This is a genomic window from Desulfurobacterium pacificum (assembly GCF_900182835.1).
Classification (GTDB): Bacteria; Aquificota; Aquificia; order Desulfurobacteriales; family Desulfurobacteriaceae; genus Desulfurobacterium_B; species Desulfurobacterium_B pacificum.
Genome location: NZ_FXUB01000001.1, coordinates 21,849 through 42,624 on the forward strand (window position 1 = coordinate 21,849; position 20,776 = coordinate 42,624).

The window sequence follows — 20,776 nt, forward strand, 5'->3', positions numbered from 1 at the left end:
ATGGAGCTTGTGAAAGAGATAGACGTTAAAGATGCTGTTGAAAAAGGATTTACGTTGGTGGACGTCAGAACACGGAGAGAATTTGAGGAGTTTCACATTCCCGGAGCTGTAAACGTTCCGCTTTTTGATGAAGAGGAAAGGGAAAAGGTTTCTAAGGTTTATTACGAGAAGGGTGAGAAGGAGGCGAGGATTTTTGCGCTTGAGCTTGTTTCTCCTAAACTTTCAGGGATTGTCAGAAAGATAAGAGAAATTAAAGAGAAAAAAGAGAGAGTTGCTGTTTACTGCTGGCGTGGAGGGATGAGGAGTTTAGCCGTTGCTTCTATTTGTAATTTATGTGGCGTTTACGTTTTCAGATTAAAAGGCGGATACAGGGCTTTCAGGCGGTATGTGTTGGAAGAGATTGAAAGGTTAGTGGAGGATAAAAAGTTTATAGTTCTTTATGGTCCTACTGGAGTGGGTAAGACGAGGATTCTGAGGAAATTGAAAGAAGGGGGTTTTCCGATTTTAGATTTGGAAGGGCTTGCTGGACATAGAGGGTCGGTTTTTGGTGGTATAGGGTTGCGCCAGCCTTCTCAGAAGATGTTTGATTCTCTTTTATGGTTGGAGCTTAAGGAGTTAAAGAACCAGCCTTTTGTTATAGTAGAGGGTGAGAGCAGGAAGATAGGGAATATTCACCTGCCAGAGCCAGTATGGAAAAAAATGCTTGAAGGAAGAAGAGTTTTAGTAGAACTGCCTTTAGATGAGAGGGTGAGGATTTCTATGGAGGATTATGGGGTGGGGGATTTTCCGATTTCTGTTTACCTTGATGCTTTGAAAAGGATAAGGAGGATTTTGGGCGATAAGAAGTACTCAGAAATAAAGGGGTTAATTGAGAGTGGAAAGTTTGAAGAAGCAGTTAGGGAATTGATGGTTAATTACTACGATAAGCTTTATGAAAAATCCACCCCACCCCCCCACACCACCATTAAAGCAGAAACCTTTAATCAAGCCTACGAATTGCTTAAATCTTTTTTAACCCAGCGTTCAGGTAAATAGTAGCACTTTCTAATGAAAGCTTCTGGATAGATTTTCCGGGCATCTCTCAAGAACTTTTTTGCCGTTTTATAATCGTTCCAGAAACCGGCACGTAGTGAGTAATACTTTCCTATTTTTTCAATCCTTATGAAAGGAAGAAAAGAAACGTCTTTCAACTTTTTGTCAAAATCTTTTATGGATGTACCTGTGGCAAGTTGAATGCAGTAGTAGGTTTGTCCCTTTTTTAAGTTTTCATCCTTTCTTTTCTTGATTGTTCTATCCTTTTGCGGAGGCGGTATTATTGTTTTACTTGAAAGAGCTGTTTTTCGCTTGTCGGATTTTGTTTTTCTGGTTGTGATACTAATCTGTTTCTCATCAAACGATGAAAATCTGTTGTAGAGTCCGGTAAGGACAAAAGCACCTAAAATAGTAGCTAAAACGATAGTTATAACTTTAAGATAGTTTTTTCTCTTCTTTTCGGAAGATTCAAAGTTCTTTAAAGTTTTGCGGATGGCTTCTGATTCTGTGTAATTCATTGAGTTCTGGGGAACGTAAAGAATCAGTTTTTTGCGAAAACTATCAATGATAAATCTCAGAAGCTTTTGTTGTTTTGGGGTTAGCGATATAAATGAACATATACACTTTCCATCTTCAATACTGCAAGAGAACTTTACGTCCTCTATTACAATTTCGTTGTAAAAATCGTAAGGTATTACTATTTTTCCTGTTAAGAGTTCGTTTGATTTTGTAAGTTCTCCTGGCGTTGGAATTTCTACTTCAAATCCTTTTTCCCATAATTTTTTGATTCTGTAAACTTCACCGTTAACCTCAAGGTGTGCGATGAGGTTTACCTTTTCCATTTCCCTCCCCTTTAGTAAAAATTGATATTTGCAAGGAATTATACAAACTCAAATCTTTATAAGAGACTATATTTAAACTTGATAACCTTCATTTGGAGAGAAAAATGCCTGCTGTAGAAGGAAAGTACTGGACTGCCTTAGATAACGGTTTTGTAAGGTGTGAACTCTGCCCGAGGCACTGCACGATGCCGCCAGGCGGAACGGGATTCTGCCTTGTAAGAAAAAACGTTGACGGGAAGCTAATTACTACCATTTATTCTGAAATAACTTCTGGTGCTTACGACCCTGTAGAGAAAAAGCCTCTCTACCACTTTTATCCCGGTTCTGTAATCTTTTCAATCGGAACGAATGGCTGCAACCTTGACTGCAAATCGTGTCAAAACTGGGAAATATCAAGGAGAATAACGTTAAGGGAAGTTTTTACTCCAGAAATGGCGGTTGAATACGCCGGAAGATACGGTTCAATAGGCATCGCTTACACTTACAACGACCCGATAGTGTGGTTTGAATACGTTCTTGATACGGCTAAACTGATGAAAGAAGCAGGTTACGTAAACGTTATGGTGACAAACGGCAACATAGAATTAGAGCCATTGAGGGAGTTACTGCCGTTTATTGACGCTTTTAACGTTGACCTTAAAGGTATGGATAGGGATTACTACTTGAAGTTTTCTTCCATGCCGAATCCAAACGTATGGCAGGTGTGTGAAGAGATAAAGAAAGTCGGTAAGCACCTTGAACTGACAAAACTTATCGTTCCGGGCTTTGATGAGTTTACTCCCGAATACTTTGAAAGGTTTGGAAAGTGGATAAGCGAGAACTTAGGTAAAGAAGTCCCCATTCACTACTCAAGGTTTTTCCCTGCCTACAAGCTTTCAAATACGCCGCCAACTCCTGTTGAAGTTTTGGATATGGCTTACGACGTTACGAGGGAATACCTTTACTACGTTTACGTTGGCAACGTGGTTGAGCCGGAGAGGGAATCAACTTATTGTCCTAAGTGCGGGGCGCTTCTTGTGAGGAGAGTGGGCTACAACGTGGAAGTGCTGTTTGGTGAAGATGGAAGGTGTCCACAGTGCGGCAGGAGGGTGGATTTTGTCTTCTAACCTTCTCGTACCTTTGGGCGGCGGGAACGAAATAGGTGCCAGTGCCTACCTTTACTTTATCGGCGGCGCAAAAATCTTGGTTGATTCGGGTATAAGGTTTTCAAAGAAAGACCCCTATCCTGACTTTGAGCTTTTAAAGAACATAACGCCGGAGCTTGATGCGATTTTCCTTACCCATGCCCACGTTGACCACTGCGGAAGCCTTCACGTTCTTTCATCTCTCTACCCCGATACGCCGATATTTATGACTCACGAAACTGCGCAGCTTCTTTCTTTAATGGTGGAAGATGCTATAAAGGTAAAGTATATAAACGATAAGAATTCTCCTGATGAGTGGAGGGAATACAGGCTTTTAGATGAGATGCTGGCGAGGGTGGAGAGGAGAGATTTTTTTGACGTTGTGAAGATTAAAGATGTTGAGGTGAAAATTTTCCCGGCAGGTCACATTTTGGGGGCAGCTTCCTTCCTTTTCCGTTATGGCGATTCGCGTAGCCTTTTTCATACTGGTGATATATCTCTGACTGCACAGGAAACTGTAAGCGGAGCGGTGCTTCCTGAAGAGAAAGTTGATATTTTAGTTTCCGAAAGCACTTACCTTGAAAGAAGAAAAAGGTTTGACAGGGAAAAATCGTTAGAAGAGTTTTACTCTACGGTTAGGGAAACTATTGAAAGAAGAGGAAAGCTTTTACTTCCCGTTTTCGCTTTGGGAAGGGCGCAGGAGATAATTTCCATAATCACTAAAGGTATAGAGGAAGGCAGGATTCCGCCTTTCACCGTTTATATTGATGGTCTGGCAAGAGAGATATCTACTATTTACGAAAATCTTTTGGACAAGACTTTTTACAACTTTTTCGTTCAGCCCGCGCCGTTTTTTGAGGGTATTCCGTTTGAAGAAGCCTGCGAAGAAAAGGTTAGAGAAGCAGACTGCATCGTTTCAACGTCTGGAATGTTAATGGAAGGAACGCCTTCCTATGTTTACGCTAAAATTATGGGGAAAAATCCCAAGAACACCGTTATTTTCAGCGGTTATATGGTGGAAGAGAGCTTTGGTTACAAGCTTTTAAACGATAGAAGAGTGCTTAAAAATTTTAAGTTTCAGATAAAGAAGCACCACTTTTCAGCTCACTCTGACGATGAAGAGTTAAAGAAAATAGTTGAGATTTTAGAGCCTGAAAGGACTGTTTTCGTTCACGGAGTGGGAAATAAGAATCAGACGTTCAACAGAGAGGTGGTCAGGTTTTGAGGTGTTATTTCGGTTATCCCGACTCTTTTCTGGAAAGAGAGCCGTTCAGGGTAAAGGATTTGTTCCTTGAAGAGATAAACGTTGACTACGGAAGCGTTCCTGTAGAGGTAAAGAGGAAGCTCTTATCGGTTTTAGACAACGTTCATGAGAGCAACTACCTTTTTATCGGGAACGTGATTTACGATGCGATAGATATTTTAGAGTTTTCTCTGTTTTCGCTTCCTGTCAGGGAAATCTCTTCAATCGTGCTTTCGGGCTATCTTTACGGAAAATCCACCTTTTTGGTGAGGAATCTGTTTCGCAACACGTTTGCTTCAAACCCTGAAATTTTCTTTGACTTTAACTTCTTCCCTGATGACTCTCTGGTCGTGAACGTTGGCTACACGCAGACTTCTATTTCGGTTGGTGGTAAGTATCTGTTGAACGTTCCGATTGGTGAGTTTCACTTCGTTGACGTTTTGGGTAATTACCTGTTTAACAGGTTTATCTACGAGTCTGGCGTTTCAAACGCTTCTTTGAGAAAGAGCGGAAAGAGGGGTGAAATCCTTGACAGAATGAGAAGCGCTGCTGCCAGGATTTTGTTTAAAGGGCAGAAGAGCGTTGAAGTTAAAGAGTTTGAATACGAAAGAGAAGTTGAAGAGTGGGAGGTTGATGCGGTTCTTTCAACGGTGGTGGGGAGTTGTGGTTACGGGGATTTTTTTGAAGCGCCTTTTGACTTTTCTACTTCAGTTGTTCACGCGCTTTACAGATTTGAGGAGATTTTTAAGGAAAGACCCAGAATAAAGAACGTTGCTGTTATAGGAAGGCTTCGCCGTCCGATTGTTAAAACGCTTAAAAAGATTATTCCTGTGAAACCTGCAGAGCTTACCGGCGTTGAGTTTGCCGATATGGAGGTTGTGAACAAGAGTTTTAAGCCGGTGTGTGAGAGGGTGGATTTTCCAAAACTAAGGTGGCAGGGCGAGGAAGTTGTTAATCAGGATAAGGAAGAACCGTCTCTACACCGTTTGCGGTATCTCTTCAATCAGAGAGATTTAAAAGGAATAAGCGTGCTGGAAGATTTAGTTGAGAACGGAGATGCAGACGAAAGAGTTGTTTATGAGCTTTTAAGCATTTTGAAAAGGTGTTCCTTTAAAAGGAAAGAGGATATTGTTTATCTGAACTACGCTATTTCGGCGCTTTCAAAGTTAGAAATTCCAGAAGGAATTCTTCCAAAAGTAATTGAAGAGATAGGAAAAAAAGCGTTCAGGTGGGAAATACCTTTAAATACGAAAATGAACGTCCTTTACTTTTGTTACAAGTATAAAGAAAAGCTGAATAATACGCTTCTTGAAATATTTCCTGCCGTTCTTTCAACCTACGTTAGAAACGTTAAACTGCCAGAAGGTGAAAGAAATTTCATTAAGGTTGTTGCCGAAAGCGTTCTCTCTAAAAGATAAGACCTGATAATTTTAAAGCCTGTTCTAAATCTTTCTGAAATTCGGGTTCACCTCTCCTATTTCTGAGCAGATAGGCAGGATGGAATGTTGGGATTACTGTAATTTCCTTTCCGCCTATTTCTACTTTTTGCGGTTTGCCTCTTAACTTTGAAATAGCGGTATTTGGTGGTAGGTTCAAAATCGTTCTTGCTGCAAATGCGCCAAGACAGAGAATAACGTCCGGCGAGATTAATTCTATTTGCTTCTCAAGGTAGGGGTAGCAGGCTTTTATTTCGTCTGGTTGAGGGTTGCGGTTTCCTGGCGGTCTGCACTTAACGATGTTTGTTATGTAGACTTTATCTCTGCTTACACCGAAAAGGTTTAAAAATCTTGTAAGTAGTTGTCCAGCCCTTCCCACGAAAGGTCTTCCCTGAAGGTCTTCCTGCTCTCCCGGCGCTTCACCTACAAACATTAAAGGCGTGTTTGGGTCTCCTTCACCGAATACGACGTTGGTTCTGGTTTTACAGAGCCTGCATTTACAGCAGTTTAGGACTTCCTCTTTCAATTTTTCAAGGGATAGATTACCTTGCTTTTCTTCCTGCACTTCTCCTCCGCTTACTTTTACCTGCTTATAGCCCATAAGTTCAAGGAATTTTAACGTTTTTTGAAGTTCATTCATTGCCTTTTTACCCTGTATGAGAAAAATATATGCTTTCCTCTTCTTTCCATTTCCAGAAGTTATTATTGTAGTAATTCTTCATTGATTCAAGTATTTCTTCTTCAATAGCTTTGTTGAAAATTTCTGGGAATTTCATATGCAATTCAAGAGGGTCTAAATTTTCATACTTTTTGAAATCTTCTTCTGATTTAATAATTCCGTTTTTCATTAATACAGCGGATAAAAATTCTTCTTCAAAAAAATAATCGTCTAGTGCAAGCTCTTTTATTTCTTCCTTTTTATCTTCTATGTAAATGCAAAACATAATTTCTTTGGCTGTCTCTAAAAGTTTTCTTGAAGTATTTATTCTTTCTTTTATCGCTTGCATTATTAAGTGGAATTTATGGTTGCTATCAGTTAACTTTCCATTACAGTAAAAATCGTAGTTGGGCATTCCGTAGTAAGCAGTTCCGGTGTATTCTATTGAGTGATTTTTAAAAAGTAAAGAATAGAAATTCTCATGTAGGTTTTGGGGTATGCCTTTTTCAATTATTTTTTCTTTTAAATCATCAACCAACTTATTCAAAGGTTTGGAATTGTCATCCGGTGGTAGGAGAAAAACTGTTCTTAAACATCTTATAACGTCTAATTCAGCCAGAAAGAGTTTAGACAGAATCATGACTCCCTTTTCTTTAGTTTTAACAGAGTTCTCCTCTGATATGGATATGGTTTTTTCTAAGATTTTTATAGATGATTCAGAATCTCTTAACTTTTCAAGAGCTTCTTTCAAGTAAATTCTTCCTGCGAACCATCTTCTGCTTGGATGTAGATTAGGAACGTATCCCATTTGCCCTCCGTGTTTGCATACTTTTAAATTAATCTGAATAAAGTGTAGTTTTCTGTTGCTGGACAATAGCTTAACTGAATATATATTCTGTCAAATCTATTGTTCGCTTTAGTTTTTCCCTTCAGCAATAAGTCTTTGAGAACTTTTGTGTTTGTTATGTTATCATCTATACGAATTACCAACCATAAAGGATTTTCTTTATAATTCTTATTTTCTTTTTTTTGAATTGCTTTTTCTATCCTTCTTGCCAACTGTTCAGGGTCTGATATCCATTTGTTTATTTCAACCTTTAGACAATGGTTTTTCCATATGGTTATTTGTTCTGCGAAAGATAGAACTTGACTGAGTGGTTCAATTTCTTCTAACTTTATAACAAGAGACTTCTTAAAATTAGCATTGTTTATGTATTGCTTCAAAAATTTAGTAATCTCAAGAGTAAACTTCTCCAAAAACTTTTTTCTTTTCTCAACTTTGAAATAATAGTTTGGGTTAATAAGGATATACATATTACTCAACCCTTCTTGCCTTATTGTTTTTTCTACTTTTGTTTCTAGCTCTTCATAAAGTTTGTTCTTGGATATAGTTTTATCATCCGCAGAAAATACTTGAGTTACTTCAACAAATACAGTTCCTTTTCCCTTAATTTTACATTTAAAGTCTGGCTTGCTTTTCCCGTTTTCCTCAAGCTTCTCGTATTCCAATATTAAAAGTCCTTCTTTTTCCAGGAGTTGTTTTTTAAATTCATGAAATATGGAAATTTCATCAAGTCTATTAATCTTTTGCTGGCTAAGTTTTTCAGAGTAAAGCGAGGGTTCTTCTATTTTTCCTATGTTATTGTTTCCCATTATACACTCCTTGCCTTCTTTAAGCGGTTTTGGACGAGTTCGGCGACGGCGTAGTAGACTTCTTTGCGTTCTTCTCTGGTTAAGTCAAGGGCGTCAAAGACTATGTCGTCAAGGGCTTTGCGGTCGGGAAGGGGCTTTGGTTCTTGTTCTTTTATTGGTTTATTCGGGTCAAAGCCAAGCTCGGTGAAAATGGAATGGATTGGTCTATTTTTAATAACGTCAATTATCCTTATGCAAGTATTAGGAGGCAGAATTTGAGGAATAACAATGAAACTCATCTCTACTTCATAAACCGTAAGATCTAAAAGTCCTTCACCAAGCCCTTGTCTGGATAGAATCTCAAGAGAAAGAAAAAATATAGGATGATTAAAAGAAATAACTAAATTTTCTTTTTTTGAAGATGCATATATTTCATAAAGTCTTTTATCTACGAGAAATTCTTCGTTTTTTACAACTTTAAAACTATCGTTGAAACCAGCGGGAATAATAAAATCACTAATTCTTCTTTTTCCGAGTTGCCACCATTCCCTTCTACTCCTACAAGTTGGTCTTTTATGAAATCCTTGCTCTTCTCCCCACTTTATATAATCAAGAGCAAAAGTTCCTTTTAGTTCTTTTTTGGTTTTGTTACACATGAAGACTCTATACTTTAAATCCTCTTCTCTTACAATTATTGTTTTAAGTTCTCTTGGACTTTTTATTATAGGTTTCAAAAATTCCCTTTCAATCAGAAAGAGTTTGTAGTCTTTTGTGTTCTTTCCCCATTTGCTTGGCTTTGCTATTCGGAGTCCTGCTCTCTTTATTTCTTCAACTGAAGTAAAACCTCTCAAGTTTTCAACTTTTTCAAGTTCTCTATTAGAAAGCTTATCTGTTAAATCCTCAACATAGAAAAATTCGTTTGCTCCTGTTTTTATTCCAAATCTTATCTCTGCAATGTCTCCAAGTCTTACAAGTTTCCCTTTTCCTTTTTTGAGAATTGTAAAGAAAATGTCAGGAGCTCTCAAAAACTTCCCACCCCATTTGTTGCCTTCATATTTTCCATCTTTAGTGCCGTCATTTAATAAATCTTTCTGTTTCACTGGAAAAACTCTAAAGGCGTCTTTGCTGATAACGTTTTCGGCAAGTTCAGTTAAATCCTTGTTCTCTACTTTCAGTTTTACGTTGTCTATAAACTGAAGGTATTCTTTGAAACTATGGCTGTTTACTGCTTCGTCAAAAGGTATTTTCCACATTACAAATTTTGCAGTGTTTTCAAGGTTTTCCTTTTCTTTAGCTTTATCCGTCGGGGCAGAAGAAAAAACAATTACGGTGTTAACGTCTGCTTCCTTAAAGCTTCTCTTACTCTGGTTGTCGTTGATTGAGTAAATTTTGGTTCTTTTTAAGAAGAATTCCTGCAAGGATTTACCGAATCCAACGTCAAGCCACGAGTTTGAAGTAATGAAGGCAAGAGTTCCTTTTTCGTTTAAGAGGCTAAGAGCCTTAAAGTAGAAATAGACGTAAAGGTCTGCTTTTCCATCAGGTTTATACTCTTTGCCGTAGAGGTTAACAACCATGTTTTGAAGTTTCTCTTTATACTCTTTTTTAAGCTTTCTCCATTCAGAAGGTTTGTAGTCTTCTTCGTTTTTGTCAGGAGGGGCAATTTTTTCCTGTCTTACGTAAGGAGGATTGCCGATAACTATATCAAAACCGCTTTTGTCTCCGTAGAAAACTTCAACAAAGTCTATATCCCAGATGAAAGGTCTTTTGCCTTTTCTGAGAGCATTCTCTGCCTGTTTCCATAGATTTAGTTCTTTTTCATATTGTTTTATTTTCTCTATCCTTTGTTTTTCAAATAGTTCCAGTTCCTTTTGTAAGGTTTTACCAAAAAGGTCTTTTTCAAAAGAAGGTTTACGCAATTTTTCGGAATCTATGTTCTTTCTGATTTCTCTGATTTTTTCTTCTACTATCTCTTTAAATAGATTAAATTCTTCCTGTTCAATTTCCCATCTCTTTGGGGCATCAGTCTCATTCCTTGCATACTTCAATTTTTTGTTTTTGAGTCTGCTAATCTTATCTTTCAATCGCTTTGGAATAGAAAACTTTGACTTAAGTTCTTGTCTTTTGGCTCTTAGAATAGAAAAGTCTATTCCACCAAATTCTTCTATAAGGCTATCTCCTGCGCGTAATTTAAAAGAAAGATTGGGAAGAAGTGGCTTTATAAGAACTTCCTCACGAGATAATTCTGTCTCAACTATTAGGAAAAGCCAGAGCCTGAGCTCTGCTATTCTTACTGCCCATTCCATTACATCAACGCCGTAAACGTTGTTCTCTATTATCCTTTTCCTGATTGCATAGTTACTTTCTTTGACTTCCGGGTCAAACCTGTAAAGCTTCTGGTAAAGTTTATAGAGAGTATCCACCATACCAACAAGGAATGCTCCGCTACCGCAGGCTGGGTCAACAACTTTCAGCTCATCAAGAGCTCTTTTTAGAGTATCAAAAACGTTTCTATCCGCAGGCTTGAAATCATCATCAAAGATGAAATTGTAAATAGTTTCGTCTGGAAGATTGGTATTGTTTTTGAGATAGTAAATGAGAGATTGAGTTACCATAAACCTTATTTCAGGTTCTTTTGTATAAACAATACCTTTAAGAATACCTTCGGTATCTATCTCTTTTTCAGGATTTTGCAAAGCGCTTGCTGAATCAATGTGAACAAGTTTTTCGTAGACAGTTCCTATAAATTCGGGATTGACTGCAACGTCTCTGTCATCTTCTAAATCTTCAATGATTGTAAAGTTGTAGCTGTTTAAGAAAGGAATAACTCCTTCTTTTTCTTTATTATAAGGGTCTTCTTCTAAAAAAAATTCATCTGGAATGCTAAAGGATAATCTGTCAAGGTCATTCTCTTCAAAAAGTCCACCGTTAAGATATGGTGTTTCAAGTAAAACTTTTCTAACATTTTCAGGAAGGTAGCGATATTTTGAGTTTATTTCCCCTCTCTTTCCGTTAAAAGCGGAGAAGAAAAGGGGTTTAATCCACTCAGAGTAAAAGGTTCCTTCTTTTTCAGGATTTTGAGCTATGTAGCTTTTGTATTCTCTAACAAGGAAATCTATTAAGCTTTCTTCTTTGAGAGAATTAAACCACTTTTTTTTCTTTTGAATAAAATAGACAAAAGTTAATCTGTTTAAAAGCTGATGGGCTGTTTCCTTTGATTTCTTCTCTGATTTTTCTGTTTTGTCTTTTATTTGATTGTAAATTATTCTCCATAAAGTTTTGAAATAGAGAAGATACCTTCTGAAAAATTCATCATTTATTTTCTCAACGCTGAAGGTTTCTAAAACTTTCTCAATTGTTGGGTTTGGCGTCTTTCCCAGTTTTAAAAGCTGGTTTAAAGCAGTTTTTGAAGCTTCGCCTTTACCAAGTAACAAAGAAAACCTTTTGGGAGTTGTTGAAACTTCTTTGAGAATTCCTGATTTATCAAAGGTATAAGTTTTAAAAACAAAAGAGAGTCTCCAGTTCTCAGAATCGGGAACGTAAAAGGCTACTATGGCAGCTTCAGCGTTATATTCATCTATGATTCTTGCTACAAAGTCTCTTTGAGTTTTTCTTGCTCTTTCAAGAGTTGTTTCTTTATTTAGTTCAACAGTTATAAAAAGAATTCTGTTGTTTTCTTCATCTTCGTAAGTTCCAAAAATTTCGGCTTTTTTGATGGTTTCTTTAAACCTTTCGGGATAGTTTTCCAAATTTGCTATTTCAAATCTCTCTTCAAAATCTGCTGATTCAAAAACAGTTTTTAAGAAAGTTTCAAAGTTTGATTTATCAAATGGATTTTCTATTAAGGTTTTTACTATATTTTCCACAACTCCCCTCTTTTGCAGCTATAAATTTTCTGAGACTATTTTATACCGAAATGCTCGCAAATCTCCTTTGTTGTGAGAACTTTAATGTCTGGAGAAAAGAATTTTTTATCATTTGTGAGTATTGAATCACACTTTTCCTTTTTTGCAAGAACATACTGGATAGTATCTTCAAGGTTTTTAAAACTGCTGTTATTCTTCATTTAGATTTTACTTCCCATTTCTACTTTTAGTTCCTGAAAAGTTTTGTTTTCTACAACTCCTTTAAAGTGCTTTCTATACTCTTTTAACCGTTTAAAAGCCTCTATTCTCTTTTTCCTTTCAATTTCTTTTATTTCCTCCTCTATCAACTCTTCAATAAGAGCACTTTGGGTTTTGTTATAGGTTTTTGCTAATATTTCAAGGTTTTTTACTGCTTTTGGAGACAGCGTAATTGTTTTTCTTACTTTCTCTGCAGTAGCCATTATACACTCCAGTAAGTTTTATCTATGCATATCTGCCTATATATAAGTTACTGCTGCTTTGTCAAGTTTCCTCGGTCAACACCGAAATATTGAGATAGTATGACTTCTATATGTGATTCATCGTAAATAGTCTTTTCTTCCTTTTTTTCAAAGCAGTAGCTTTTTAGAAACTCATCTATGACGTTAATTTTTTTCTCAACGGTGTTAGCTTCTTTAATTTTTTTGCTAAGGTTTTTGAGCGTTCCTTTTGGTATCTTTCCTGAGTTAATTAAATCCGTTAGGTTTTGAACTAACTTTCTATTTTTCCCATCTTTTAAAGTATTTTTAAGTGCCTTCAACTCTTTTATCAGGTGTTGTTCAGCTCTTGAGAAGCTTTTTGTAGACTTGCTTTTAGCTAATTCTTCCTGTAAAGATTGGTTAAAAGCTGTTCTGTTTTTTGTCAGAAGGTCGTAATAGCTTTCAATAGGAATCTTTATCCCTTTTTCTGAGGGTTCTGTTTCCAGTAGTTCAATTGCTTTTAGGAAGTCTATCTCTTGTGGCGGTTTGTCTTTATAGGAGAGATAAATTTTCTTTAGGTTTCCTTTACGAAATAGGGTTACAAGAAATTCTCTCTTAAATGCTCTACCAGAACGGGCTTTCTTGGGGAGTCTTTTTATCTTTTCAAAAAGCTCTGGATTTTCTTTTTTAATTTCTCTTAGTAACTTAACGTATTTAAGAAAGGATTCTTCTTCGTCTTCCTCTTCTTTCACTGAATTGATTTTTTCAAATAATCCGTGGGCATCAACTTCCTCTTCTTCAGTTAGATACTTTGCATCTTCTCCAAGAGCTTGATGGAAAGCCTGTAGCTTTGCAATAGCTGCTGCTTCAAGTCCAAGTTCTTTTTCTGTTGTTCCTACAGGGAAGAAGTTGTAAATGTAAATCTCTTTAAAAGAGGTTCCTACTCTGTTGATTCTTCCAACTCTTTGTAAAACCTTTGTTGGATTCCACGGAATATCGTAATTGATTATGATGTTTGAACGGTGAAGGTTTATACCCTCTGCCAAGACGTCTGTTGTAATCAGGATTTTAATGTTGTCCTTGCGTTTTATTGCGTTAGGGTCAAAGTTAGCGATAATTTCTTTTCTTACAGATGGTTTTGATTTTGAAGAGTAAACTAAAACGCAGTTTCCGAAAGTTTCTTTCAGTTTTTTTCCTAAGTATTCTGCAGTTTCGGAAAATTCTGTAAAAATAAGTATCTTTTTTGCTTTACTGAGTATAGAATCCTTACCGCTTAATAGCTCTAAAAATTTAGATAGTTTGGGGTCTCTATTTACTTTTAGCCATCTGTTTCGTAAAGTTCTTATTATTTCTGTATCGGTTTTGAGCTTTTCGTAAAAGTCAGGGGAGAGCTCTTCTTTGGTGTATTCCCTGATTTTTCCTTCTTCTACGAGTTCTAAGAGTTCGTCAATGTTGTCTTCTTCAAGCAACTCATATACATCAACATCTTTGCTTACAAGGATTTTTCCTTCCTTTTCAAACATGTTCAAGAATCTTTCGTGAGATTCAAGGAATCTATCAAGTGTTTTTCTAAAGGCTTCAAAGCTGCTTTCAAGGCGTTTTAAAAGAAGCGTTTTCATAAGACCTGAAAGGTTCATTTGAGAAATAAATTCAGGGTCGTTTTCTTTCAGTTTTGTTTTGAGGTAAAGGGCAGGTCTGTATCTTGCATAGGAAAGGTTCTTTATCGTTTCTATGGTTTTGTTGTATAAGTTATCAAGCTCTTTATCTAAAAGGTAGTAAATTCTCTTTGGAGGTTTCACTTCGGGGAAAGAAACTCCCTGAGCTTTTAAATCTTCTTTAAAGAACTTTTCCACTTCTTTTCTGGTTCTTCTTACCATCACGTATCTTAAAATCTTTGTTCTGATTTCTTTTCCGCATTCTTTGAGGACTTCCTTAAACTTTTCAGGGTTCTTTTTTCTGTCAACTCTTTTTATTTTCCATTCAAGATGTTTGAAAAAATTTTCAAGATTAGTGACTCCTGGTATGGTGGAACGATAGCGGTTCTGGAAGAGAAGGAGCTGACTTTTAATGTCTGATGGCTTATTGTTGTAAGGAGTGGCTGTTATGAGAATTACTTTTTTCCCTTTGCATATTGAGTGTAAAGTTTCGTAGCTTTTGGTTTCTTCATTTCTAAACCTGTGTGCTTCATCAACGATAACCACAGAATAATCTTTGAATTCTTCTGGCGAGAGGTTTCTTAAAAGTCCTGAAGAGATTACCTTTGCGGGAACACGGAATTCTCTTAAGGTATCTTCCCAGTATTCTGTAAGGTGAGGAGGAGCGAAAACTAAAATTTTTTTCTGCAGTTTTGCAGCTAACATTGAGGCGATAAAAGTTTTTCCAAGTCCAACGACGTCAGATAGAAATACGCCTCCATGCCTTTTAAGTTTGGATTCAGCATCGGCAACGGCTTCAAGCTGGTATTGTAGCTTTTTGAAACCTGGTGGAAGGAAGAGGAATTCATTTTCTTTATCGTAGTCAATCTGGTCTTGAAGGAATTCGTAGAGAAACTTTAAGTAAAGCTCGTAAGGAGATATAGTTTCGTTAAGATAGGTTTTTTCTTTAATCGTTTTAACAATATCTTCAGAGATGTCCTTACATTCTTTCCATAGAGCTTCAAAGCGATTAATGGCGAATTCAACGTCTGCTCTGTTTTTTAATTCTACGTTGAATTCTAAGTTTTCTTTGAGTCCTGAGATTGTAAAGTTTGAAGAACCTGTAATTACTCTACCAAGGTCTATTCCACTTCTACTCTTAAAGATGTAGAGTTTCGCGTGAAGCGGCGAATGAGGGTAGTATTTTATCTGAAGTTTTCCGTTTTTTATCCATTCTATGAACTTTCTTATGGCTTTTTCCTTTTCTATGGAATCTTCGTAATCTCCTCTTGAAAGTTCTTCCACAACTTTTTGAAGGTATTCATTTCTTGTTTCCTCTACGTTTTTTGCTTTTTCTACGAGGTCAAAAACTTCCTTTCCAATTTGCATTCCGACGATAATTCGGATTCTGTCAACTTTTTCAAGTTCTTCATACAACTGATGAAGTCCAGAAAGGTAAAAGTAGCCAACGATGATATCAAGTTCTTTAGTGTCGTTGAAAAGGGTTTTAAATCGGTCTATCAGTTTTCTTCCTTCTTCGTTTGTGAAGAAGGTTAAATCATTTGCAAAATTAACGCTCATTTCATTTGCCTTTCTAACAGTTCCTTTTTCAGTTTTCCGTCATAAACGTAGGTTGTTTCTCCTTCAAGGTAGATGTTTTTAAATTCTCTGTCAAAGTAAATTTTCAGTCTTTCGCCGCTTTTTACTTCAACTTCAACGGGTGATTTTAGGTTGTAGAGTTTTGCGGCAATTATAGCTGAAGCCGTTGCTCCTGTTCCGCAGGCTAAAGTTTCTCCTTCAACGCCTCTTTCGTAGGTTCTGACGATTACTCTGTCAAGTCTGACTTCTGCAAAGTTTACGTTTGTGCCTTGGGGGGCGAAGAGGGGGGAGTGGCGGATTTTTCTTCCTATTTCTTCAACGTTAACGCTCTGAACTCTATCAACGAGAACTACGACGTGGGGAACACCAGTATTGACAAAATGAAGTGTTAACCCTTCCCACTTTATATTTAAATTCCAATCTGTTGGTTGTGTCAGTTTTACCTTAACAGTTCTACCGCTAACTTCCGATTCTATAATTCCTGCTTTTGTTTCAAATTTGTGCCTTTCCGGGCAGATACCTTTCTCTACTACGAACCTTGAGACGCACCTTGCACCGTTTCCGCACATTTCAGCTTCTGAGCCGTCAGAGTTGAAGAATTTCCACTTAAAGTCAGTGTTTGGTATTTCACTTTTTTCTATCAGAATTAATCCGTCTGCACCAACGCCTGTTTTTCTGCTGCAGATAATTTTTACGGCGTTTTTAACGTCAAGCGGTTTTATGAATTCGTGAAATTCGTTGTTTCTGTTATCTATAACAACGAAATCGTTGCCTGTCCCCTGGAGTTTTGCAAAGTTTAGCGTTTCCACTATTCAACCTCGTTCCATACCTGTGGTAGTAAGAACCTTCTCAGTTTTCCTATTCTCGTTCTCGGTAGTTCTCTGTCAACGATTTTGAACTCTTTTACCTTTTTGTAAGGTTGAAGGTGCTTTGTATATTTGTGGATTTCTTTTTTGATAAAGTCTTTAACGTTTTCTATTCCTTCTTCCATTAAGAGTTCAAAGTCTGGGCGGACAAGGGCTTTCATTGTTCCATCGTAAAAAATCCCCACCTCCAACACATAAGGACTCTTCAAAATCTCTATTTCTATATCTTCCGGATAAACGTTTTTCCCGTTATCCAAAACGATAACTTCCTTCGCCCTTCCGGTTATATGAATAAACCCATCTTCATCAACAAAGCCTAAGTCTCCCGTGTAAAACCAGCCGTCTTTTATCACCTTTTTTGTTTCTTCCGGCTTGTTGTAGTAGCCTTTCATTACGTTTGGACCTTTAACGATAATCTCGCCCTTTTCCGTTGTTTTAACTTCAACTTCATCAACAGGAGGTCCTGCCGTTCCTATCTTCTTGGCATCAGGTCTGTTTACCGATATAAGCGGAGATGTTTCTGTCAGCCCGTAACCTTCTAATATGTTAAATCCAAAAGCTTCAAAATCTTTCCATACTTCCTCGCTCAGCTTTGCTCCGCCGCTTATCATGTATCTCAAATTTTTCCCTATGCGGTTGTGTATTTCTTTAAATACTTTTTTCTCAACAGGTTTAACGTCAAACTTTCTGAATAGTTTTAGCGCACTTATGACTAACCTCCTCTTTAAAGGTGGAAGCTTTTTAATTTCAGCCATTATGTTGTGGTGGATTACCTGATAGAGTTTCGGAACGCCTATCAAAATGGTTACTTTCTGCTCATTAATCGTTGAAAGTATGTCTGTTGGCGTTAGTTTCTCTATAAACGCTAAGGGAAGCCCTAAAGCTGTTGGTAGTAAAACTGTTGTCATTAATGGATAGGTATGGTGAAATGGAAGGATAGCAACGAACCTGTCATTTTCGTTCAGAAATCCTAAGTTCTCCACTGCTCTTACGTTATGGTCAAGGTTACCGATTGTTAACATTACGCCTTTTGGATTTCCTGTCGTTCCGGAAGTGTAGAGTATTACAGCAACGCTATCTTTGTCTCTTGCTAAAAACTGGATTTTTCCTTCTTCTGCTTTTAGTTCATCAACGTTGATTATTTTTACATGGTATCCCATGTCTTTTATTGCTTCTTTTGCTTTTTCTACGTTTGCGTTTGAAGTGATTATGTATCTTGGTTGAGAGTCTTTTAAAATGTTAAATAATTCTTCTGTAGAGAGGAGATAGTCAACGGGAACGTTTATTCCTCCTTTAAACGTGGTGGCGAAAAATGCAGCTATCCACTCGGGTCTATTTTCCATAAAAATTGCTACTCTATCTTCAGGTTCTAAGGGAGTTAATTTTTCCTGGATTGTTGCTATTAAATTCCCGAATTCTCTGTAGGTTATGGTTCTGTATTTGCCGTTTTTCTTCTCAATGAATGCCTCTTTGTCTGAAAGCTTTTCTACATTCTCATAAACTCTTTCAACGAACGTTTTCATAGAACACTCCTTTATAAGAGGTCTATAATGTTTTTCAAGTCTTTTCTCTTTTCTTCCAAGATTTCAATCAGCTCTTTAGATTCTTTTTTTGAAACGTTTTTTGTAGATGGAACTTTAACAACTTTGAATTTAATATACTTGGAGATTGTATCTATCTCTATAACGTCATTTTCAGATATCTCTTTTGCCGCTTTTGCCTTTTTCCCGTTTACTTTTACAACGCCTTCATCACACATTTCCTTCGCCTGAGTTCTTCTCTTTACTATTCTCGCCAACTTCAGGAACAGGTCCAGCCTCACCTTTTACCTTCCTTTTCTTCTTTAATGTTTCTGGGAGTGTAATGATTTTAAGTAACAGAGACAAAATACCTGCAGTTAAAAATCCTGCGATGAAAGAGAAAACGATTACTACGAAAAGCTTTGTATGGAAAACGCCAACGAACGGAATGGCAACGTTTACATCTTGAAAATTTTGAAGAGCAAACAAGGTTACTGCTACAACTATAAGAGCTACTACAAATGAATAGACCGTTTGTTTAAACGTCATTTTTACCTCACTTAAAAGGTTAAAAATAGAGAAGTTATTCCTAATACCATCCATAGACACAGTAATGTAATAGAGTTTAGTAGCATAGAAATTTTATGGATTTTGAGGAAGGAGTCGTATTTCTCTTTGCTGTTAGTCTCATAATATTCAACTTTCAGTTTAACAGCTTTGGGATATAGATAAAAGCCGTTGATAAGATTTAACATTCCTGCTAAAAGGAGAAGTAGGATATTGAATGCGGAAGCGAAAGATAAGTTGTTCTTTATCAATAGGTAAAAGCTCGTTATAGACAGCATACTAAGTATAAAACATAAAGAAAAGTATTTGCCTAAAAGGAATTCGGTGTACCTTCCAGCTTCTTCTTTTGGAAAAACTTTGAATGCTGCGGGTGCTGAAAATAGAGTAACGAAGAAAGCGCTACCGCTCCAAAGGGCGATTGCGTACAGATAAAATGACTTCAGTATGTAATAATATAGCATTGTTTGGCTACTCCTTTAAAGGTCAGACCATTTCATAGTGATTGCATCAACAGGGCAGTTTTCAACACAAATATCGCAGCCGTTGCACTTTTCTGGATACATGACTACAGCTTTTTCACTGCACATTACAAATACGTCCTTAGGGCAAACGTCAGCGCAGATTCCACATCCAATACATATCTGTTGATTAATGTAAGGTACAGTTTTCAAATGTTCATCCTCATTTTGTAAGCTTTAACTGTATTATATAAAAGCATTGCTATTGTCATGGGTCCAACTCCACCTGGAACAGGGGTTATGGCGTAAGCCTTCTCTTTCACGTTTTCAAAATCCACATCACCAACTATTTTACCGTTTACTCTGCTTATACCAATGTCTATTACTACGGCTCCCTCTTTGACCATATCAGCTTTTATAAGGTGAGGAACACCTGTTGCAACGCATAAAATATCAGCTTCTTTTGTGAAAGATGCCAAATCTTTTGTGTAAACGTGGCATACAGAAACAGTAGCATTTGCGTTTATCATCATGTTGGCTAAAGGTTTTCCAACGATGTTGCTGTGACCAACCATAACTGCGTTTTTACCTTGAAGTTCTATTCCGTACTCTTCAAAAATTTTCATCACTCCAGCTGGAGTGCAAGGCATAAGTCCTTTTTCGTACAATCCTAAAAGGCATTTACCTGCGTTCTCTGGATGAAATCCATCAACGTCTTTTTCAGGTGAGATGTACTCTATTACTTCTCTGCAGGAAAGATGTTCTGGTAGCGGAAGCTGAACGATTATTCCATCTATTCCTTCGTCTTCATTAAGTTCTTTAACTATATCGTTTAGCTTTTCTTGAGTTATATCTTCTGGCAGTTTTACATCAACGGAACGAATTCCAACAGCTTGACAGGATTTTATCTTGTTTCTTACGTAAATTTCACTTGCTGGGTCGTTGCCTACCAAGACAACGGCAAGTGCTGGTTCTCTCAATCCCTGCTTTTTGAGGTTTTCTACTTCTTCTTTTAGTTCCTTTTTAATCTTCTCCGATAGCTTTTTCCCGTCTAATATAACTGCCATCTTCTCTCCTTACGTAGAATTCCTGTATTCTTTCAAAATTGGAAACGTCGCCTTCTTTATCTATTTCAAAAGAAACTCCGCAAAATTGTATCAATTTTGGCTTTTCGGGGACTTTAAACTTTACGGGTAGCTGTTTTACGAAGCGAAAAATCCCCTCCTCTACCCCCATTCCAATTACAGATTCCACTGCTCCGCACATTCCAGCATCTGTTATGTAAAGGGTTCCTTTGGGCAGTTGTCTCAGGTCGGCAGTCTGAACGTGGGTATGAGTTCCAAAAACAGCGGTAGCCCTTCCATCAACGTAGTAGCCGAACGCCTGTTTTTCTGATGTAGCTTCGCCGTGAAAATCCACCACCACCACATCCGCTTCCGTTTCTTCAACTATTCGGTCAAAAGTCCTGAAAGGATTATCAAGACATTCAACGAAAACTCTACCCATTAGATTGATAACCAAAACTTTCTTCCCACAGACTTCAAAAACATCAAAACCCTTCCCGGGAGTTCCTTCAGGATAGTTAGCCGGTCTCAGTATCGGATACTTATCTATAAACTGATATATCTCCTTTTTGTCAAAGGTATGATTGCCGCCGGTTATTACGTCGGCGCCGTACGATAGCAAAGCTTTCGTTATTTTTTCCGTTAAGCCGAACCCTCCGGCTGCGTTCTCTCCGTTAAGAATGCAGAAGTCGTACCTATTTCTGTTTTCTTCTAAAAACTGGTGAACCGCTTTTCTTCCTGGTCTTCCTACAACGTCACCTATGAAAAGTATTCTCATCT

20 protein-coding genes are annotated in these 20,776 nt (G+C 37.3%); 4 read left to right on the forward strand and 16 right to left on the reverse strand.

From position 1 onward, the window contains the following. Positions 1-1,035 carry a tRNA 2-selenouridine(34) synthase MnmH gene (gene mnmH / locus QOL23_RS00120; RefSeq protein WP_283399542.1) on the forward strand — a complete coding sequence of 345 codons (1,035 nt, stop codon included), beginning with the start codon at positions 1-3 and terminating at the stop codon, positions 1,033-1,035. Here mnmH and QOL23_RS00125 read toward each other — a convergent pair. Further along, on the reverse strand, positions 990-1,874 hold the full coding sequence (locus tag QOL23_RS00125; RefSeq protein WP_283399543.1) for an SPOR domain-containing protein: 885 nt from the start codon (positions 1,872-1,874) through the stop codon (positions 990-992). The genes mnmH and QOL23_RS00125 overlap by 46 nt on opposite strands. A 104-nt stretch (positions 1,875-1,978) precedes the next feature. On the opposite strand from QOL23_RS00125, the gene amrS reads away from it, so the two are divergent. The 3 genes from amrS to QOL23_RS00140 are packed head-to-tail and all read left to right on the forward strand — an operon-like array spanning position 1,979 to position 5,659. Beyond that, positions 1,979-2,980: an AmmeMemoRadiSam system radical SAM enzyme gene (gene amrS, locus QOL23_RS00130; protein WP_283399544.1), complete on the forward strand. Its 1,002-nt coding sequence runs from the start codon at positions 1,979-1,981 to the stop codon at positions 2,978-2,980. Next, positions 2,970-4,223 carry an MBL fold metallo-hydrolase gene (locus QOL23_RS00135; RefSeq protein WP_283399545.1) on the forward strand — a complete coding sequence of 418 codons (1,254 nt, stop codon included), beginning with the start codon at positions 2,970-2,972 and terminating at the stop codon, positions 4,221-4,223. Before amrS ends, QOL23_RS00135 begins: the two co-directional genes overlap by 11 nt. Continuing rightward, positions 4,220-5,659 (forward strand): hypothetical protein, encoded by a 1,440-nt coding sequence (locus QOL23_RS00140; protein ID WP_283399546.1) that lies wholly within the window; start codon positions 4,220-4,222, stop codon positions 5,657-5,659. The genes QOL23_RS00135 and QOL23_RS00140 overlap by 4 nt, the downstream gene beginning before the upstream one ends. Here QOL23_RS00140 and QOL23_RS00145 read toward each other — a convergent pair. The 15 genes from QOL23_RS00145 to QOL23_RS00215 are packed head-to-tail and all read right to left on the reverse strand — an operon-like array spanning position 5,649 to position 20,774. After that, on the reverse strand, positions 5,649-6,317 hold the full coding sequence (locus tag QOL23_RS00145) for a uracil-DNA glycosylase (RefSeq protein WP_283399547.1): 669 nt from the start codon (positions 6,315-6,317) through the stop codon (positions 5,649-5,651). The genes QOL23_RS00140 and QOL23_RS00145 overlap by 11 nt on opposite strands. Before the next feature lie 7 nt (positions 6,318-6,324). Further along, positions 6,325-7,143: a hypothetical protein gene (locus QOL23_RS00150; RefSeq protein WP_283399548.1), complete on the reverse strand. Its 819-nt coding sequence runs from the start codon at positions 7,141-7,143 to the stop codon at positions 6,325-6,327. Between the two features lie 23 nt (positions 7,144-7,166). After that, on the reverse strand, positions 7,167-7,988 hold the full coding sequence (locus QOL23_RS00155; protein WP_283399549.1) for a hypothetical protein: 822 nt from the start codon (positions 7,986-7,988) through the stop codon (positions 7,167-7,169). Next, a complete protein-coding gene (locus QOL23_RS00160) occupies positions 7,988-11,830 on the reverse strand; it encodes an Eco57I restriction-modification methylase domain-containing protein (RefSeq protein WP_283399550.1) in 3,843 nt (1,280 codons plus the stop codon). Before QOL23_RS00160 ends, QOL23_RS00155 begins: the two co-directional genes overlap by 1 nt. Positions 11,831-11,865: 35 nt before the next feature. Then, positions 11,866-12,030, reverse strand: coding sequence for a hypothetical protein (locus QOL23_RS00165; protein WP_283399551.1), 165 nt, complete (start codon positions 12,028-12,030; stop codon positions 11,866-11,868). Next, positions 12,031-12,291, reverse strand: a complete 261-nt coding sequence (locus QOL23_RS00170; protein WP_283399552.1) for a hypothetical protein — start codon at positions 12,289-12,291, stop codon at positions 12,031-12,033. It lies immediately after the preceding gene. 47 nt (positions 12,292-12,338) lie between these two features. Next, entirely contained in the window at positions 12,339-15,503 is a 3,165-nt protein-coding gene (locus QOL23_RS00175; RefSeq protein ID WP_283399553.1) for a helicase-related protein, read from the reverse strand. Then, positions 15,500-16,330 carry a diaminopimelate epimerase gene (gene dapF, locus QOL23_RS00180; RefSeq protein ID WP_283399554.1) on the reverse strand — a complete coding sequence of 277 codons (831 nt, stop codon included), beginning with the start codon at positions 16,328-16,330 and terminating at the stop codon, positions 15,500-15,502. Before dapF ends, QOL23_RS00175 begins: the two co-directional genes overlap by 4 nt. Beyond that, positions 16,330-17,910, reverse strand: coding sequence for an AMP-dependent synthetase/ligase (locus tag QOL23_RS00185; protein ID WP_283399555.1), 1,581 nt, complete (start codon positions 17,908-17,910; stop codon positions 16,330-16,332). Before QOL23_RS00185 ends, dapF begins: the two co-directional genes overlap by 1 nt. A gap of 11 nt (positions 17,911-17,921) precedes the next feature. Next, entirely contained in the window at positions 17,922-18,209 is a 288-nt protein-coding gene (locus tag QOL23_RS00190) for an RNA-binding S4 domain-containing protein (RefSeq protein ID WP_283399556.1), read from the reverse strand. After that, positions 18,139-18,456 carry a lipopolysaccharide assembly protein LapA domain-containing protein gene (locus QOL23_RS00195; RefSeq protein ID WP_283399557.1) on the reverse strand — a complete coding sequence of 106 codons (318 nt, stop codon included), beginning with the start codon at positions 18,454-18,456 and terminating at the stop codon, positions 18,139-18,141. The genes QOL23_RS00190 and QOL23_RS00195 overlap by 71 nt, the downstream gene beginning before the upstream one ends. An 11-nt stretch (positions 18,457-18,467) precedes the next feature. After that, positions 18,468-18,935, reverse strand: coding sequence for a DUF4149 domain-containing protein (locus QOL23_RS00200; protein ID WP_283399558.1), 468 nt, complete (start codon positions 18,933-18,935; stop codon positions 18,468-18,470). 15 nt (positions 18,936-18,950) lie between these two features. Continuing rightward, the gene (locus tag QOL23_RS00205) at positions 18,951-19,145 is read right to left on the reverse strand and encodes an ATP-binding protein (protein ID WP_283399559.1); all 195 of its coding nucleotides are present in this window, start codon (positions 19,143-19,145) and stop codon (positions 18,951-18,953) included. Further along, positions 19,142-19,999: a bifunctional methylenetetrahydrofolate dehydrogenase/methenyltetrahydrofolate cyclohydrolase FolD gene (gene folD / locus QOL23_RS00210; protein ID WP_283399560.1), complete on the reverse strand. Its 858-nt coding sequence runs from the start codon at positions 19,997-19,999 to the stop codon at positions 19,142-19,144. Before folD ends, QOL23_RS00205 begins: the two co-directional genes overlap by 4 nt. After that, complete coding sequence (locus tag QOL23_RS00215) at positions 19,956-20,774, reverse strand: TIGR00282 family metallophosphoesterase (protein ID WP_283399561.1); 819 nt, start codon at positions 20,772-20,774, stop codon at positions 19,956-19,958. Before QOL23_RS00215 ends, folD begins: the two co-directional genes overlap by 44 nt. Positions 20,775-20,776: the final 2 nt, after the last annotated feature.